Origin of the sequence: Thalassorhabdus alkalitolerans (genome assembly GCF_042656525.1) — a bacterium.
Taxonomy (GTDB): domain Bacteria; phylum Bacillota; class Bacilli; order Bacillales; family Marinococcaceae; genus Thalassorhabdus; species Thalassorhabdus alkalitolerans.
On sequence record NZ_JBHSOZ010000002.1, the window covers coordinates 315,196 to 330,991 of the forward strand.

At 44.3% G+C, this 15,796-nt stretch carries 11 protein-coding genes; 4 read left to right on the forward strand and 7 right to left on the reverse strand.

What is annotated here, in order from left to right; all coding sequences use genetic code 11:
• Positions 1-63: 63 nt before the first annotated feature.
• Positions 64-555, forward strand: a complete 492-nt coding sequence (locus tag ACFPU1_RS01510; RefSeq protein WP_385937733.1) for a VanZ family protein — start codon at positions 64-66, stop codon at positions 553-555.
• A 34-nt stretch (positions 556-589) separates the two neighbouring features.
• On the opposite strand, the gene ACFPU1_RS01515 is transcribed toward ACFPU1_RS01510, so the two are convergent.
• Positions 590-988: a VanZ family protein gene (locus tag ACFPU1_RS01515; protein ID WP_385937736.1), complete on the reverse strand. Its 399-nt coding sequence runs from the start codon at positions 986-988 to the stop codon at positions 590-592.
• Positions 989-1,204: 216 nt separating this feature from the next.
• Here ACFPU1_RS01515 and ACFPU1_RS01520 point away from each other — a divergent pair, with 216 nt between their 5' ends.
• Positions 1,205-2,215 carry an LCP family glycopolymer transferase gene (locus ACFPU1_RS01520; protein ID WP_385937739.1) on the forward strand — a complete coding sequence of 337 codons (1,011 nt, stop codon included), beginning with the start codon at positions 1,205-1,207 and terminating at the stop codon, positions 2,213-2,215.
• Positions 2,216-2,612: 397 nt separating this feature from the next.
• Here the strand turns inward: ACFPU1_RS01520 and ACFPU1_RS01525 are convergent, their stop codons facing one another.
• The 5 genes from ACFPU1_RS01525 to ACFPU1_RS01545 form a co-directional block, all read right to left on the reverse strand.
• A complete protein-coding gene (locus ACFPU1_RS01525; RefSeq protein ID WP_385937742.1) occupies positions 2,613-3,689 on the reverse strand; it encodes a glycosyltransferase family 4 protein in 1,077 nt (358 codons plus the stop codon).
• A 116-nt stretch (positions 3,690-3,805) separates the two neighbouring features.
• Positions 3,806-4,936: a glycosyltransferase family 4 protein gene (locus ACFPU1_RS01530; RefSeq protein WP_385937745.1), complete on the reverse strand. Its 1,131-nt coding sequence runs from the start codon at positions 4,934-4,936 to the stop codon at positions 3,806-3,808.
• Positions 4,929-6,149 (reverse strand): glycosyltransferase family 4 protein, encoded by a 1,221-nt coding sequence (locus tag ACFPU1_RS01535; protein WP_385937748.1) that lies wholly within the window; start codon positions 6,147-6,149, stop codon positions 4,929-4,931. The genes ACFPU1_RS01530 and ACFPU1_RS01535 overlap by 8 nt, the downstream gene beginning before the upstream one ends.
• A gap of 153 nt (positions 6,150-6,302) precedes the next feature.
• Complete coding sequence (locus tag ACFPU1_RS01540; protein ID WP_385937751.1) at positions 6,303-7,478, reverse strand: glycosyltransferase family 4 protein; 1,176 nt, start codon at positions 7,476-7,478, stop codon at positions 6,303-6,305.
• The gene (locus ACFPU1_RS01545) at positions 7,379-9,346 is read right to left on the reverse strand and encodes a hypothetical protein (protein ID WP_385937754.1); all 1,968 of its coding nucleotides are present in this window, start codon (positions 9,344-9,346) and stop codon (positions 7,379-7,381) included. The genes ACFPU1_RS01540 and ACFPU1_RS01545 overlap by 100 nt, the downstream gene beginning before the upstream one ends.
• Positions 9,347-9,511: 165 nt before the next feature.
• Here ACFPU1_RS01545 and ACFPU1_RS01550 point away from each other — a divergent pair, with 165 nt between their 5' ends.
• Complete coding sequence (locus ACFPU1_RS01550) at positions 9,512-11,758, forward strand: SpoIID/LytB domain-containing protein (RefSeq protein ID WP_385937757.1); 2,247 nt, start codon at positions 9,512-9,514, stop codon at positions 11,756-11,758.
• An 81-nt stretch (positions 11,759-11,839) separates the two neighbouring features.
• On the forward strand, positions 11,840-13,876 hold the full coding sequence (locus ACFPU1_RS01555) for an N-acetylmuramoyl-L-alanine amidase (RefSeq protein ID WP_385937760.1): 2,037 nt from the start codon (positions 11,840-11,842) through the stop codon (positions 13,874-13,876).
• 293 nt (positions 13,877-14,169) lie between these two features.
• On the opposite strand, the gene ACFPU1_RS01560 is transcribed toward ACFPU1_RS01555, so the two are convergent.
• The gene (locus ACFPU1_RS01560; RefSeq protein WP_385937763.1) at positions 14,170-15,795 is read right to left on the reverse strand and encodes a cell wall-binding repeat-containing protein; all 1,626 of its coding nucleotides are present in this window, start codon (positions 15,793-15,795) and stop codon (positions 14,170-14,172) included.
• Position 15,796: the final 1 nt, after the last annotated feature.

The window sequence follows — 15,796 nt, forward strand, 5'->3', positions numbered from 1 at the left end:
TGCTATACACTAGGAAATACTTAATTTATATTTGCTATTTGAAGAAAGGGAGAAAACAAGAAAATGAAAAACGTAACCAGGATTTTTATGTACACTTTATGCTTTTCTTGGATTCTCTTTACCATAGCATTTAACTTAACAAATAAAATCAGCGATGTGTTACTTCGCGGGAAAGGCTTTTCTTTTCATTTCGACCCACATACTAATTGGAGAGCTGAGTTTTCAGTCTATGTCTTCAATCTCTCTGATCATTTGTTCCTTTTATCAAAGATCGGACATCTATTTGCTTTTTTTATTATGACACTTCTGCTGCTTATGTCCTTTAGATCCCAAAGAATGGCTCTTGCGATTGCCCTCTTTCTTTCTATTATTTTGGAGGTCCTTCAGCCTTTCTTTGGCAGGAACGGCTTAATCATGGATATGGTCATTAATTTAACGGCAGTTTATACGGCTTTCTTCCTTTATAAAGGGGCTGAGTGGTTACTGTCTTCTCCCAAAGAAGAAACCTCTTATCCTGAAAATTCAAGGATGGCCCGGCGAAGAAGACTTGGATAATAGAGAACCCCTGGAAGCTGCTCCAAGGGTTTTTCTACTTTCTCTCCATTTTTGCTTGGATTACATAAACAAAGCTTAATGCAATCAAGGCCCCGGCTGAATTAATCAACACATCGGAAAATACTCCGTCTCTTCCTGGCACAAAGGTCTGGTGCCATTCATCAATGGCACCGTAGGCTGTGGCCAGCCCCCAGGCCAATATGTACTGATATCTTTTCCCTCTAAGCGCCAGCCAAAAGAAGACAGCTAGCAGGCCGAAGGCTGCAAGATGAACTAGCTTTCTTATGATATAATTAAGTATATCTGGATTAATCAAAGGATTCTCAAGCAATTGTCCTGTTGATTCACCTGTAAACCCCGTATGACGTGTTGCCATTGCTATGAGTAGGCACCAGGCTGTAGCTGTCACACACCATTTCCTATTTCCCTTCATTATGAATCACCTGTCGTTAGTTGTAAGCTGTTATTTTACTATGATTTCCTTCTGTCTGCCAATGCCAGATTCATAGTCAAGACCTATCATTCTACACAATTTGATAAAATATTTATAGATATATGAATGATATTCTCTTATAATATACGGAGGGTAAAGTGTGTACCCTAAGAAATAGACGTTGGACGAAGGAATCTTAAAGGAGCGTTTAAGCCTATGGGACGTATGGAACAACGAAGGCAAGAGGCTCGGAAGAAGAGGAAAATGAAACGGTGGATTTTCATTCCTCTGCTTGTCATTGTTCTTCCGCTGACCTTATTTGGAACTTATTTAGGATATAAAGTGGTAACCACCGCATCAGATATGCAGGAAGATCTTGCCCGTGGTGAGAAATCGGAGAAACGTGATGAAGCTGTGGATATTTCAAAGGATCATTTCTCGGTCCTGTTTCTAGGGGTTGATACCGATGATCCAAATGAGAATTCACGAGCAGATGCATTGATCCTGGCAACCTTTAATAGAGAAGACAGCTCCATTAAGCTTCTCAGCATCCCACGGGATTCACTGGTTGATATTCCAGGGCGCCAGAACAGAGATAAGATCAATCATGCTCACGCCTTTGGCGGAGTGGATCTTACGATTGATACAGTTGAAAATATGCTGGATATTCCGGTAGACTTTTATACAAAAATGAACTTTCACGGCTTTGTCGATATCATTGACGCCTTAGGCGGCGTAGAAGTAGACGTGCCGTTTGATTTTGAAACCCATGGGACAGAGGGAAGCGCCAATATGGTGTACTTTGAAGAAGGACGCCAGCATCTTGACGGCGAAGAAGCCCTTGGTTACGTGCGAATGAGAAAGCAGGATCCTCGGGGCGACCTTGGGCGCGGTGAGCGTCAGCAGGAAGTCATGGAAGCTGTCATCCGCAGAGCAGGATCGATTTCATCGGTAGCCAGATATGACGATGTCCTTGATGAAATTGGAAACAATATGTCAACAAACCTTTCCCTGGGAAATATTCTGAGCTTACATCCTTATGCTCAGTCATTAGATTCCATTGAAACGGTGAACTTAAGTGGAAATGATTTAACGCAAAACGGCGTGTACTACTACCAGGTATCTGAGGATTCTCTTCAGGAAGCCAGAGAACGGTTGAAAGTACACTTGGATATGATTGAAGAGCCTCACACTTACTCTGCCCAGGAAGCAAATGGGTATGAGTAAGAATCAATAATTATAAAAACCTCCATTCATGACGTGAATGGAGGTTTTTTCTGGCTATAAAGACATTGGAATAAAAGAGTCTCATTATAAAGTTGGCAAAAATCACGAGACGCCTGCGGGAAAAGCAAGGGCTGAAGAGCCATCGGGGTGATCTTCCCCGATTAGCTGAAGCCTTGCCCGCGGTATAGAAGACACCGTGAATGCGAATGAAATGAAGCTTGAACGGATGTCGCACTTATGCCTTTAGGTGCAAGCGAGGGTGTTTTTGACCAACCAACCCACACATCTGATCAATTAAGTCGTTTCTTTTTGCTGGTTCTGTCAGTCTCTTTGCTTCGTCTTTAGAAAAACGAAAAAGGAAGCATCACTGTCTAAGCAGATGATGCTTCCTTTTTTATTATTGTCGCAACAATGTTTTCTTTTTTAACTTCTTCACCAGGCTGAAGATTGGCTTCTTCCGTTCTCCAAGTATCCCAATCCACTCTGCCATGACCTGGGTTAACAATCCCAGAAAGAGAATGATTAGAATAGACATCCATAACGCTGTTTCTGAAAAGACGAGCGCTGCGCCGCCAAAGAATATACTCACCCCGTACAGGATTAAAACAGTTGTCCGGTGGCTGAAACCTAGAGCAAGGAGCCTGTAGTGCAAGTGTCCTTTATCCGGCGTGGATATCTTCTGTTTGTTCAGAAGCCTGCGGATAATCGCAAAGAACGTATCAAAGATCGGCACTGCCAGAATAATAATCGGGATAATCAAAGTAAACAGTGTCAGGTTTTTAAATAAACCGACCATGGAAATAATCGATATCGAGTATCCGAGAAACATGGATCCTGTGTCACCCATGAAGATCTTAGCAGGGTGAAAGTTGAACACTAAGAATCCAAGCCCGCTTCCCACTAAGACAATGGCAAGGGCTGCCGCAAGAATCTGCCCGTCCGTAAATGCCATCATAAACAATATCGTTAAGGCAATTGAACTGGTACCCGCTGCCAGTCCGTCCAGACCGTCAATTAAGTTAATGGCATTTACCATGGCAAGAATCCATAGAATCGTAAAAGGATAGCTCCATAATCCGAACTCTATATAGCCGTTAAACGGCAGGGAAATAAATTCAATCTGTAATCCGCCTGCCACTACAATGGTTGCGGCAGCCATCTGCCCAAACAGCTTTTTGCTTGGGGAGAGTGTATATTTATCATCAATCAAGCCGAGAATGAGTATCGTAAGTGCACCTATCGTAATAGGCCAGAAAAATTCAAAAGGTGGCTGTAAATAGATCAGCCCGGCCACGGCCCCAAAGGCGATCGCTAATCCGCCAATTCGCGGCATGGAATCTTCATGCACTTTTCGTTGAGAAGGCTGGTCCACAAATCCGCCTTTAAGTGCAAGCTTCTTCACTAAAGGTGTAGTGGCTATCGTGACGATAAAAGCGATAAATAAAGCGATAAAATATTCATATAATGGCTCCACCGTCCACACCTTCCTTAAAAATATACTTTATTGTACCATTACTAAGTATATCAGCAAGGCAGGTACAATCAAGGATTATTTTATTTTCCCATAATCTTATACATATATCCTTTTTCTCATTTCTTCTGCTTTGAAAGCAATTCTTCATAAAAGCGGAGAAGAACCCTTCCTTCCGATTCCCAGCTGTATGACTCTTCAAAGGCCTTCAGCGCCCGCTTTTGTATTTCTTTCAGTTCTTTTTCATCTTCCATTAATTTCAGCATTCCATCTGCGATTTCCTCCGGGGATTCTGGATTCACCAGCTCGCCTGTATGATAGTCTGTCACTACTTTTCGGTAGTTGGGAAAGTCTGAGGAAACGACTGCCAGCCCGGTGGCCATGTATTCAAAGAGCTTATTCGGCAGACAGACGACATGGTTTGGTACCGGAAGGTATGGAAGCAGTCCGATGGATGAATGCTCCAAATATTCATGGACCTTCTGGTAGGAAACCTTTCCGGTAAAGGTAACATGGTCTTCTATCTCAAGAGAATTGATCAATTCCATGATCCTCTTCTCAAATTCAGCAGATTGAAAGAACCCTACAAAAGTAAGGTGGGCATCAGGACGGGCCTTTACCACCTTGGCAAAGCCCTCAATAAGCTCTGCCGCTCCCCGGATTTCCGTAATGCCCCCTACATATACAAGCTGTGTCGCATCCTTCATTGAAAGGTCAGGCGCAGGAAACAATTCATTTAATGGATAATTCTCTACTTTACAATGCCTGTACTTCTTATACCTCTCCCCGATTTCCTCCGTCGTCACCACTATACCCGATAAAAAGGGAAGCAACACCCTTTCGGTTACTTCAAACACCTTTTTCATCATCACCCTGGCAGGCTTTGAAAGGTAAGGCTTGCTCATAATCGCATTTGGGTAGTGCTCATGAACATCAAAGATCACAGGCTTTCTCGTTAAGATTCGCAGGAGGACACCTGCAGGCAGAAGCTCTGGATCATGAAAATGATAAATATCACCTTTCCGCTTTCTGGCAGCTTTTACTGCTTTCAATGAAAGAAGAAGACGTGATAACCTGCTGCCCGCTTTTGGAAGGGGAACAATTGGTACTTCTTGATCCTCGTACTCTTCCGGTTCCGGGGCAATGAGTTCTACGTCGTACCCTGCTCTCTTAAGGGTCCTGCACTGCTTATAATAAATTCTACCGTCGTATGCCGGATGAACGGTTGTGAGCACCACTGCTTTAGTCATTTTTTTCACCCTTTACCACGTTCTCAAGAATGCCGCTCAGCTTCCTGGCAAGTGTTCTGCGATTATACTTTTGTTTCACGACTTCGCTGACGTTGCTCTCAAGCTCCTTGATCCACTCTCTATTTTTCACCGCTTTGTTCACAGCTTCAGCAAGTTCTTCTGCGTTCCCAGGTTCAAAGGCGATCCCAGCTTCATTTTCAAGCACGATATCCGTCGCTTCTCCCCCTACGCCAATTAAGACTGGTTTTCCAGCTGCCATACAATCAAACACTTTGGAAGGAATGGTAATATGAAAAAGAGGGTGGTTTTTCAAGGTGACTAAGCAGAGATCAGCTGCCTGATAGTACGGCATAAGTTCTTCTTTATTCATACTGTCAAGAAACAAGAGATTGGGGATGTGTTCGAAATCTGCTTTCGCCTTCAAGGGGTCTTTCTCCACTCCCTCTCCTATAAAGCAAAATGTTACTCCTGCTTCTGGACCCAGTATGTTAGCAGCGTCAAGCACCACATCAAGTCCCTGGGCCGCTCCCATGTTTCCTGCGTATAAGACAACAAGGTCGTTTCCAAGCTCATGCTTTTTTCGAATCTCTTCCTTTTCTTCACTGGCAGCCGACTGTATATCTTCTATATCTACACCATTTGTGACTACATCGATCTTTCGTCCATCTACCCCTTGCTTGATTAAATGCTCCTTGTATCCATAAGTAACTGTAATAATATGATCTGCCTTTTGATATAAGAAATTCTCCAGCTTCCTGGCCCACTTAAGCAGGAGCGGATTGGAAAACTGGCTCAGAATCGTAGCAAAATCCACCCACAGGTCCCTTACTTCCAGAATAAATGGCTTTCTGAGCAGGCGGCTGAGAACATACCCGGATGCTGCCGTAAACAGATGGGGGCTTGAAGCATAGACTGCATCTGTTTTTCTAACAAATAAGCCGCTGATGATACTTGAAAACATAAAGGAAAAATAGTTAGCAAGCCTTGCTTTCGAGCTTTTTTTCGTATCCTGAAAACGAAAGGAACGGCGAACTTGTATGCCTTCTTTTGTTTCTTCTTTAAAAAGTGAACGGTTCCTTTCATGATTTGGAAACGTCGTAAGAACCGTTACCTCATGGCCTTCTTTTACCAGGTTTTTTGCCATATCGTACGCTCTTCCCTGGGCTGCTCCAATTTCTGGCGGAAAGTGCTGGCTGAGATACAGAATTTTCATAGTTTGATTCCCTTTCTTCCAATCCTCTTGGCGCTGTCTCTTTTATTTATTCACATAAAAGAGGTGCATCTGCTGCACCTCTCGCTTAACCGTATATCCTCTTAGAATTTCTACTCTATTTTACTATGAGAAGGCCTCATGTGAAAGCGGAGATTATTGATTCACGATCGTTTGGAGAGTTGAGAAGTAATGATCCACAACCGGCTCCACCCCGTACCTTGCGGCAACTTCTTCTCTTCCTTCTTTTGCCAGGGACATGCGCCACTGTTGATCTTCTGACATTTTCCCCGCTAAAGAAAGCGCTCCTTGAAGATCATTCCCTGGATACATGGCCCTCTGAAGAGACCCCCGGAGTACTTCAGGGATTCCTCCCACGTTTGGGGCAATGACCGGGCACTCACAGGCAAGCGCTTCAATGAGGGTCATTCCAAAGGACTCATTCGTTGAGGTGCTCATCGTAAACCCGCCTGTTTGAGCTACGAACGAGTACAGGTGAGGCATCGCCTCGTATTCCACTCTTGGGAGCCAGCGCCATTTGTTCATCAGCTTGTGCTCCTCTACATAGGCAAGAAGCTCTTTGACCGGACGGGGACTCGCAGTTTCTCCCCCTGCCATCCATATTTCACTGTCCGGATAGGTCTCGGTATAGTCAGCAGCCAGTTCGATAAAACCTCTCCAGTTCTTATGGTCGTTAATCTTTCCAATCCAGAGCATAACCCTGGGCTGTTCGCCTGCTGAAACGCTCCGTGGATAGAAGTGTTCAAGCTCCAGGCAATTTGGTGTTACATACGCCGGGATGTTCGTTGAGACGTTGTATTCCTTCCTTAATACATCCATGACATATTGAGTCGGAGTAATCAGGGCATCGATTGTCGAGACATCAAGCCATTTCAAATATTCAATTCTTTTGGAAGTCCCATGAACTTCATGGATGACTTTCCCTTGAAAGGTAGAAGCATGAATAACCTCATAGGCTTCTTCTGTATCCACATTAATGATGAGGTCATAGTTATTTTTGTTGATCAGTTCTTTTAATTCATCATCCGTCTTTGGCTTATACACATGTGGATGCTTGCGAAAAGCCGTCTCCCCTCCGTGATCTCTAAGAAAGGCAAAGTGCACTTCACACTTTTTGCTCAGGTGCACCAGTCTATTTGAAAGCTGAGTGCAGACTCCCCCAAGCAGGAGATATCTGTAGATATATAAAATCTTCAAACCGTTCACCTTCTTTATTGCACAACAACAGGCTGAAAAGGATTCTGAACCTGCAGCCCGGCAAGCTGCTCCGCTTTCGCTTCCCAGCTGTTGGATTGAATTCTTTGATGCCATGTGGAATATGGAAACTCCTGCTTCCTTGCTTCTTTCATCTGTTTCTCTATATCCTCTTCCAGATTTAAAAACATCCCCCTTGGGAAAACCTCGGCTGATTCCTGGAAGTTACCCAGCACAGGCAGGCCAAGGGAAAGGAGAAAAGCTGTAAAGAGATCGTTTTGTACCATGTCTTCATAAAAAGCTCCAACGAGAGACCACCTTGCCGCAAGGTTCACCAGATCCCGCTCCTCCCGCGGCCGGTACCACTTAATTCTCTTTTCTTGCTTCACATGCTGAGGCCGGTCTGAGGAAACGGTGTGTATCGTTACATTCTTGTTTTTCCGAGTTAGGTCCAATAAAAACTCCCAATCAATTCTTTCCTTATTTCCTTCAACACAGCCAATCACCAGCTCCTCGCTCTTCACTTTGTTACGGGGATGCTGAAAGTAGGAAGAGTCGATGCCATCGGAAAGCACCACCGGCTGGGATATTCCCTTCTTTTTCAGTGTTTCTGCTTTTTCTTCGCTTGACGTGACTGTCTTCATGGACTGATGTAGAAGAAAAGAGTCTTCTGCTTTCCATTGTTCCTTTGCCGGCTTGTCCCACAGGTAGTACGTCTTCCAGCCCCGGACAGCAAATTGGTTAAGCCACTTTGCCCCATGTGTAGAAGCCGCCGTATTTGCCACCACTTTAGGCATGCTGCCGTCAAAGGTGTGCTGAAGCAACCTTGGAAACAGCATGTCGAGTGCTTCTTTTTCTTCTATTTGAAAGACGTTTCCTCCCGCGTAGACAGGGTAATGCTTGCTCTCCTTTTCCCCTTTATAAATGAAAAATACTCCCCAGCCTAATGAGGAGAATGCTTGAGCAAGCTGACTCACTCGTGTGCCACTCTTGTCTTTTATAAATTCTTCATTAGTGTACATTACAATAACCCCCCGGTACATGCCTGTTCCGCAGGCCGCAAGGAAATAATCTATGTTCTTTTGCTGTTCCTTCCTGGAAGGCGCAGGGGTGAGCTTTAACATCCTTTGGTCAGGCCGGCTTCCTTTTACAGGTACCGTGGAGGATGCGATCGACACAGACGAAGTGTCAGCAGCTTTTTCGGCTTTCTTGATTATATCTCCAGAAAGCTCGCTTACGGTTTCTTTATATAATGACTTTCTCATTCGATTGTAAAATGTGCTTTCCGTTTCGTATGCCTCCAGGAGCTTGGAGTGGTCTTCTAAAAATGCGTTCAAGTAATAGCGCAGCTGTTCATTCTCTTCCTTAAGAGCCTGGACTGCTTTTTCCTGATGACGAAAATAACGTTCAGACTCTTCGATTCCAATCTTCACCGCCAGTTTATAGACAAGGTCTTTAGAGTACTCAGATGATTCTTTGTTCCATCCTACATAGCCAATCTTGTCGTCGGTCAGAAACTTCGTCTCTCGCCTTTTGAAATACTTTTGGATTTGGATAAACCGCTCTATAAATCCGTATCCCTCCTTCACAGGAAAGGTCGGGTAGGAAGGAATCACTTCTGTCCAAATGAATTTCCCGCTTGGCTTCAGGACTCTTTGTATACCTGAAAGGAGCGCAGCATAATCAAGTTCTCGCGGCACTTCTCCTATAATCACAGAGTCGAATTGGTTCTCTTTATATATACTCAAGTCGAAATTCCCAGAAAAAGCGTATAGGTCTATGTTACCTGTTTTCACGACTTTGCCCTCGGAAAGCATTCTATGAAAATAAGCAGACGTGTGGTAATGGGAGGCAAACAGAATATCAGCGTTCGGACTCTTTTCAAGCGTCAATCCATCTTCAAAACGGCCGCCTACAAGCAGGACATAATTTCCGCCTACTCTTGTTTGTAACCATGGCTGCTGTAAATTTTTGTTTTTTGACAATTTTTTCTTCACACTCCCTGTTATTTACCCGATATATAAGAAGTACCTGGACTTTAGTCACCGGTACATATCTAACGATATTCCTATGCCTATCTTCAATATTCTTCTAGCATATGGTAATATCATCTATGATTCAAAGAAAATTTTGTATAAGGAGGAAAGTTTTTGCCGTATTTTCGTATTTTCATTGTTTCGCTTGTCGCATTTTGTACTTTTATCACACTTCCTACTACATTACTAGCTGAAGAAAAAAACGTCTCAGTCCAACTTCACAACTACATCCAAAACAAAAACAGTCTAAACATACAAGTATCCAATCCATACCACCTTTCGGGAAACAGTGATTCTTTAACCAGCGGATCGTCCTATATAGTGAAACTGGAACATAACCAGTTAGTGCTGTATAGAGGATCAAGCAAGATAAGGGAATTAGGAACGGAATTTACCCTTACTCCCGAACGGTATGATTACAGTCATTATACCACGGTAGAAGGGAGAAAATACTTGGGCAGCATGACATTTCGTGTCGATGGACAGTACATACGCCCTGTAAATACCCTGCCCCTTGAAGATTACTTAAAAGGTGTCGTTCCTAGAGAAATGCCTGCGAGCTGGCACAAAGAGGCTCTTAAAGCACAAACGGTAGCCGCCCGTACGTTCGCAAGCCATCCAAGCCGTAATAACAGAGAGTTAGTTGACACGGTGTCCGACCAGGTATATGGCGGATATGACTGGCACCCTAACACCTCTGAGGCGGTTGATTCTACAAAAGGAGAAATCCTGACGTATAACGGCACTCCAGTAGAAACCTTTTATTCTTCCAGTAATGGCGGAATGACAGAATCAAATGCTAACGTCTGGTCAAGCAGCCCTCTTCCTTACTTTTCCGTAAAAGAAGATCCGTATGACCCCAAAAACGCCTGGAGCTTAACTCTCCAAAAGACGCAGATCGACCTTTCTTCTCGCGACTTAAAAAAGCCCGAAAACTGGTGGCAGCAAGTAAGAGAGAAAGACAGCGGCAAAGCATTTGTAAATGGGGTTAAAAATCATCTAAAGGGAAGGAATGCGTATTCGGGCTACGAGATAAAACTGACAACTATTGAATCTCTCAATCTATCAAACAGCCGGTACGACGGGGGACGCCATACGGACGCGACCTTAAGAGTATCTTTTATTGCCAAGGACAATAAAGGAAACTTTGTCCGCGACTCTAATAACAACATTAGAGTGATGACAGAAAATATCAACCAAAGAATGAACCCTTTCCGGATTATGATGGGTGCCGGGGAATTTAGAAGTACACTCGTAAACGTTCAAAATCGAAGCAATGACATTGTCGTTTCCGGTCACGGATTCGGGCACGGTGTCGGTCTAAGCCAGCACGGAGCTAACGAACGAGCAAAAGCAGGACAAAGCTATCAGGACATTCTCGCTTTCTATTATGACGGGTCGTCTCTTGAAGGAAAAACAGCTTCTACTCCTCTTTCAGTTACCAGCCTGGAAGGAGATAACCGCTTCCAAACAAGCGTGGCAATCTCTCAATACGGCTGGAAAAACCCAGGTGAAGTGGATACTGTCGTTGTAGGCCGCGGCGATCGCACAGCGGATGCCCTGACAGGAAATGTTCTGGCCAAGAAGCACAATGCTCCTCTTTTGCTGTCAGAAACAAAGAGAGTTCGAAAGGAAGTAATCGAAGAGATTAAAAGGCTGTCTCCATCGCACATTTATGTGCTAGGTGGTCCTAATGCAATATCTGAAAATGCTGAAAGAGAGCTTCAGTCTATCGCTTCTACTACTCGAGTGGCAGGAGATACAAGACTTGAAACAGCATATGAAATTGCTAATGAGGTAGGCAGTTCTTCTAATAAACTGATACTAACCGCAGGCAGTGACAGTTCAGGAGTCAATGCTTCACCTGACGCTCTTACGATTGCCACCGTAGCAGGCACGGAACAAATTCCTATTCTCTACACGGCCAACCGCAGCAATGTAAACAAAGAAGTCAGTCGCTATATTGAAAATAACAATATTCAGGAAGTATTTATAATTGGGGGCCCCAATGCCATTTCGTCCTCTATAGAGAACGAAGTGAAAAGCTCGGCACCAACAGTTACTCGTGTGGCCGGGGATAACCGTTTTGAAACAGCAATCAAAATCGTAGAACAATGGAACCTTTCTCCAGAAACAATCTTCTTCGCCAGAGGCGATGATTATGCCGATGCTTTATCCGGTTCCCCTCTTGCTGCCAAAGAAGGAGCACCAATTTTATTAACGAGAAGCAATCAGGTTCCTGAGGTCATTTCTACGTATCTTAGAAACCAAAGCAGTCAGGTTAACAGCCTTTATTACCTTGGCGGAACCCATGCGATTCATTCTTCTGCCAGAGAACAAATTGAAAGTCTAGTAAGGTAAGTTTTTTTACCTAAGATCAAGCAATGCTTATAAAAAGATATGTAAATTTATCGATTCGTGTTCGCGAAAAGGAGGAAAGAAATGCGCAAACCCCTTCCCATGCTGGGAATTATATTTATTGTTCTCCTCTCGCTTTTGGCCGGAAACACCCATTTCGCACAAGCCAACGGTGAGATTAAGAGATTAGCTGGTGACAACAGGATAGACACTGCGATAGAAATTTCAAAAGAAGGGTGGCCAAACGGCCTCTCAGGAGAAAGAGCTGTCATTCTCGCTCGAGCTGACGTGCCTGCCGACGCACTAGCCAGCTCAAGTCTTTCTAGAGAAAAAGACGCTCCTATCCTTCTTACTTACCCAAATCGGGTGGATACTCAAACCATTAATGAATTACAAAGATTAAACGCCCGTACAGTTTATGTACTGGGTGGTGAAGATGCGATCAGCAGCACCGTTGTCTCCGGTATTAGACAACATGGGTACACGGTAGAACGCATAGAAGGCAGCAATAGATCTGAAACCGCCCTTGAAATCAACAAAAAAGCAGGCCTTGGCAGCAGCCAGTCCGCTCTTCTGGTAAATGGGGTCACCATTGCTGATGCTCTTTCAGCATCAAGCATTGCAGCCAATAATAATATTCCTATTTATCTGGCTAATGCTGACCGCCTGCGCACAGAGCTTCCAAGCTCTGTTAGAAATGTAACTATTCTTGGAGGTCCTCAAGCGATCAGTACAAGTCTTGAAAACTCTTTAACACAGCAGGGAATTCAAGTAAATAGAATTGCCGGGGACAATCGCTTTGAAACCAACTTAAAAGCCCTGGAGCATTATTCTTTTTCAAATGACACCATTGTCGTAAGAGGAACCTCTGTGAGCAATGACAGGGAAGACTATCCGGATGCCGTGGCAGCGGCCAGTCTGTCACACAAACGTAATGCTCCCGTGGTATTAAGTCACCATTCAAGTGCACGAAGTGAAGTACAAAATTATTTAAACAGCAGGACTGGTACTCTTTTTGCCCTTGGAGGCCCTCACGCTCTGCCTGACTCAGTCCTTGGCAGCGGAGGATCATCTACTCCGGCTCCATCTCCGAGTCCTGAACCTGAACCTGAATCTGAAGATGCGATTGCTGAAGCTACGGTAACTGCCAGCTCCTTAAATGTGAGAAGTACTCCAAGCGGTACAATTATCGGTTCTCTTCCTAACGGAAGTCAGGTTTCTATTTATTCCTATGAAGGAAGCTGGGCTGAAATCCGCTATAACGGGCAAAAAGCTTACGTTTCTTCTAACTTTTTAAATGTCCAAACAACATCCCCTGGAGATTCAGGCTCTGAACCTTCTGATGGGATTGTGGCAAGTGCAAAAGTTGCCGCCTCTACGTTAAATGTAAGAAGAACGCCTAATGGAAGCAGCCTGGGAAGTTTAAGAAACGGATCTTCCGTAGATATTTACTCATTTGACGGGGACTGGGCAGAAATTCGTTATGAAGGTCAAAAAGCCTTTGTCCATTCCTTCTACTTGAACATTGACGGTAAAAACAACCTCCTGCGCGGCCATGTCATTGCGGTTGACCCGGGCCACGGAGGAAGTGACCCTGGAGCAGTAGCGAACGGCCTACAAGAAAAAGAGCTTGTTCTTGATGTGGGCCTTCGTTTAGAAAAGCTGCTGAAAGACGCCGGTGCCACTGTGGTGATGACGCGAAACACTGATACATTCGTCTCCTTAAGCAACCGTTCTAAAATAGCAAATGATAGAAATGCTCATTCTTTTATCAGCATTCACGCCAATGCTGCCGGTTCTGCAGCTCACGGAACTGAAACCTACTGGAATCACCGCCATGAGCCTGCACAGAGTAAAGAACTGGCTGAGAAAGTGCAAAGCCGTATGATTTATCTTCTCCAGACAAATGACAGAGGTGCGAAAGAAGATCGTTCCTTGTCCTTTATCAACACTGGCTTTGCTGTTCTTCTGAACTCTGAAATGCCTGCAGTCCTTGCAGAGCTTGGCTTCGTAACAAACAGTGCTGAAGCCAACCGAATGAAAACGAATCAGTTTAGAGAAGATGCTGCGAATGCTCTTTATCAAGGAATCTTAGATTTCCACCGTCAGCCTAGAAACTAAACAGTCTCATGAAAGAAAAAGGTGCCGATTATCTTCATTTGATAATCGGCACCTTTTTTGTTTCTTTTGGGAGAAAATATAAATAGCTCTTCATCACTCTGAAATGGCAAGCCAAATAGTCAGGTGTAAAAACTACTTACTGTATCATCGCAGAGCGTTTCAGATGACTTACGGTAATAAGCGAAATCATTTACGTAATGTTTATAGGCTGATCCCACAGTCATCAAGTTAGTAAAAATCACGAGACGCCTGTGGGAAAAGCAAAAGCTGAAGATCACGAAATGACGCCGACATTATTGATTAGGACCGTGCACCTTACCCTGCGGTCTCTTAAGTAACCGGTCAAACCAATGGGGAACTGAGGAGTACCCCACTGAGTAACGTCCTTCTCTGGGTGATAAGTAAATGTAAGCGTGAGCCGCATCTATGACTCGTTCCCTGTCGTAAACAGGAAGGTTAACCCCATTTACATTTTGAAACTGGTAAGAGGAAATGTGAAATTCAGCTTTCTCTATTTCCTTGTCGATATATAATTCATTGACTGCTATTCCTGCAGCTACATGGTCCCGGTGGGGATCATAATACGAAAAAGTTTTATGATAGGCCCCAGGGTACCTTTCCTCATATTTCCTAACTACTTCCTTCACCTCATCCACTTGAAGCTGCCCGTCCTCAAAGTCATAGATTTCATAGTTGCTTTCAGGAAGCCCCAGTCTTTCCATCGCATCTACAAACTCCATCACTCTGGATTGTCCGAACTCTTGAGAAGTAAGGCTGGGATGATCTGCTAAGACTCTTTGGTAAGTCCCGGATGCTCTGCCTTGCGTTAACAGGATGACATGAACGTCACGGCCGTAGTACAAGTCATTCGCTATTCCCACGCCCATGGTTAGTATTTCGTCATCAGGATGAGGAGAATAGTAGATGACTGTGTCTCCTCCCTGTTCTTTTGTTTCATAGGATGGAAAGCTTTCTACTTCACTTACTACTCTTTCTGATAAGGCATTCGGCCCACCAAGAAAGGTAGTATGAACCTTAGGTGTTTCATGTAAAACCTTCCTGCTTGCCGACGGAAAGCTATCTTGTGCAGAGAGAAGGGTAACGCCCTTTTGTTTTGCTGCGGCCGCTGATCCTGTTAACGCGTCAGCAAAGTCTGTTCCAGTAGCAATGAATATATTTCCATTATCCTGGTGGAATTCCTTAATGACTTCCGCGGCTGTTTCATACCGGTTACTTCCGCTGATACGGGTTCCTGAAAACTGTCTTCGCAGCTCTTCGGAGACAACGGAAGGACCGCCTATCACTAAAACCTCTTCTGCTTTATTGAGTTTGTTTTCAGTGCCTTTGGTCACCCTTTTCCCGTCACTAGTGAGAAGGATGGGATACCCTGCCTCTGCAGCAATCGGGGCAATGGATAGGGCATCTGGAAAGTTGCTGCCGTTTACAAGTATAGCTTTATCATATTTTCCTAATCTATCAGCAATTGATTCAGCTGTTTCCATCCTGTTATCTCCACTGACTCTTGTAACCGAAACTCCTGTACTATGTATTAATTCATTTTCTATGTCATTTGAGACCGCCAGCGGACCTCCCAGGATGATAACTTCCTCTGCCCCCAGGCGCTGAATTTCTTTTTTCGTTTCTGGAGGTAACGTACTTCTTCTTGTCAGGAGGATCGGGGCTTGCTGTTTATAGGCAAGAGAAGCTCCTGCCAGGGCATCTGGGAAATTGCCACCCTGCGTAAGAACTACTTTCCGGCTAGTCTCCCAGTGTTCCTTGGATATTTCCACAGCTGTCTCAAAACGGTTGTCGCCATATATTCTATGGCTCTCTTTGGCCTCCGCTTCTAAAGAGAGGAATCCACCTATCCCCAGTAAAATACTGATTATCACTACTGTTATACTAAAACGATTTTTCATT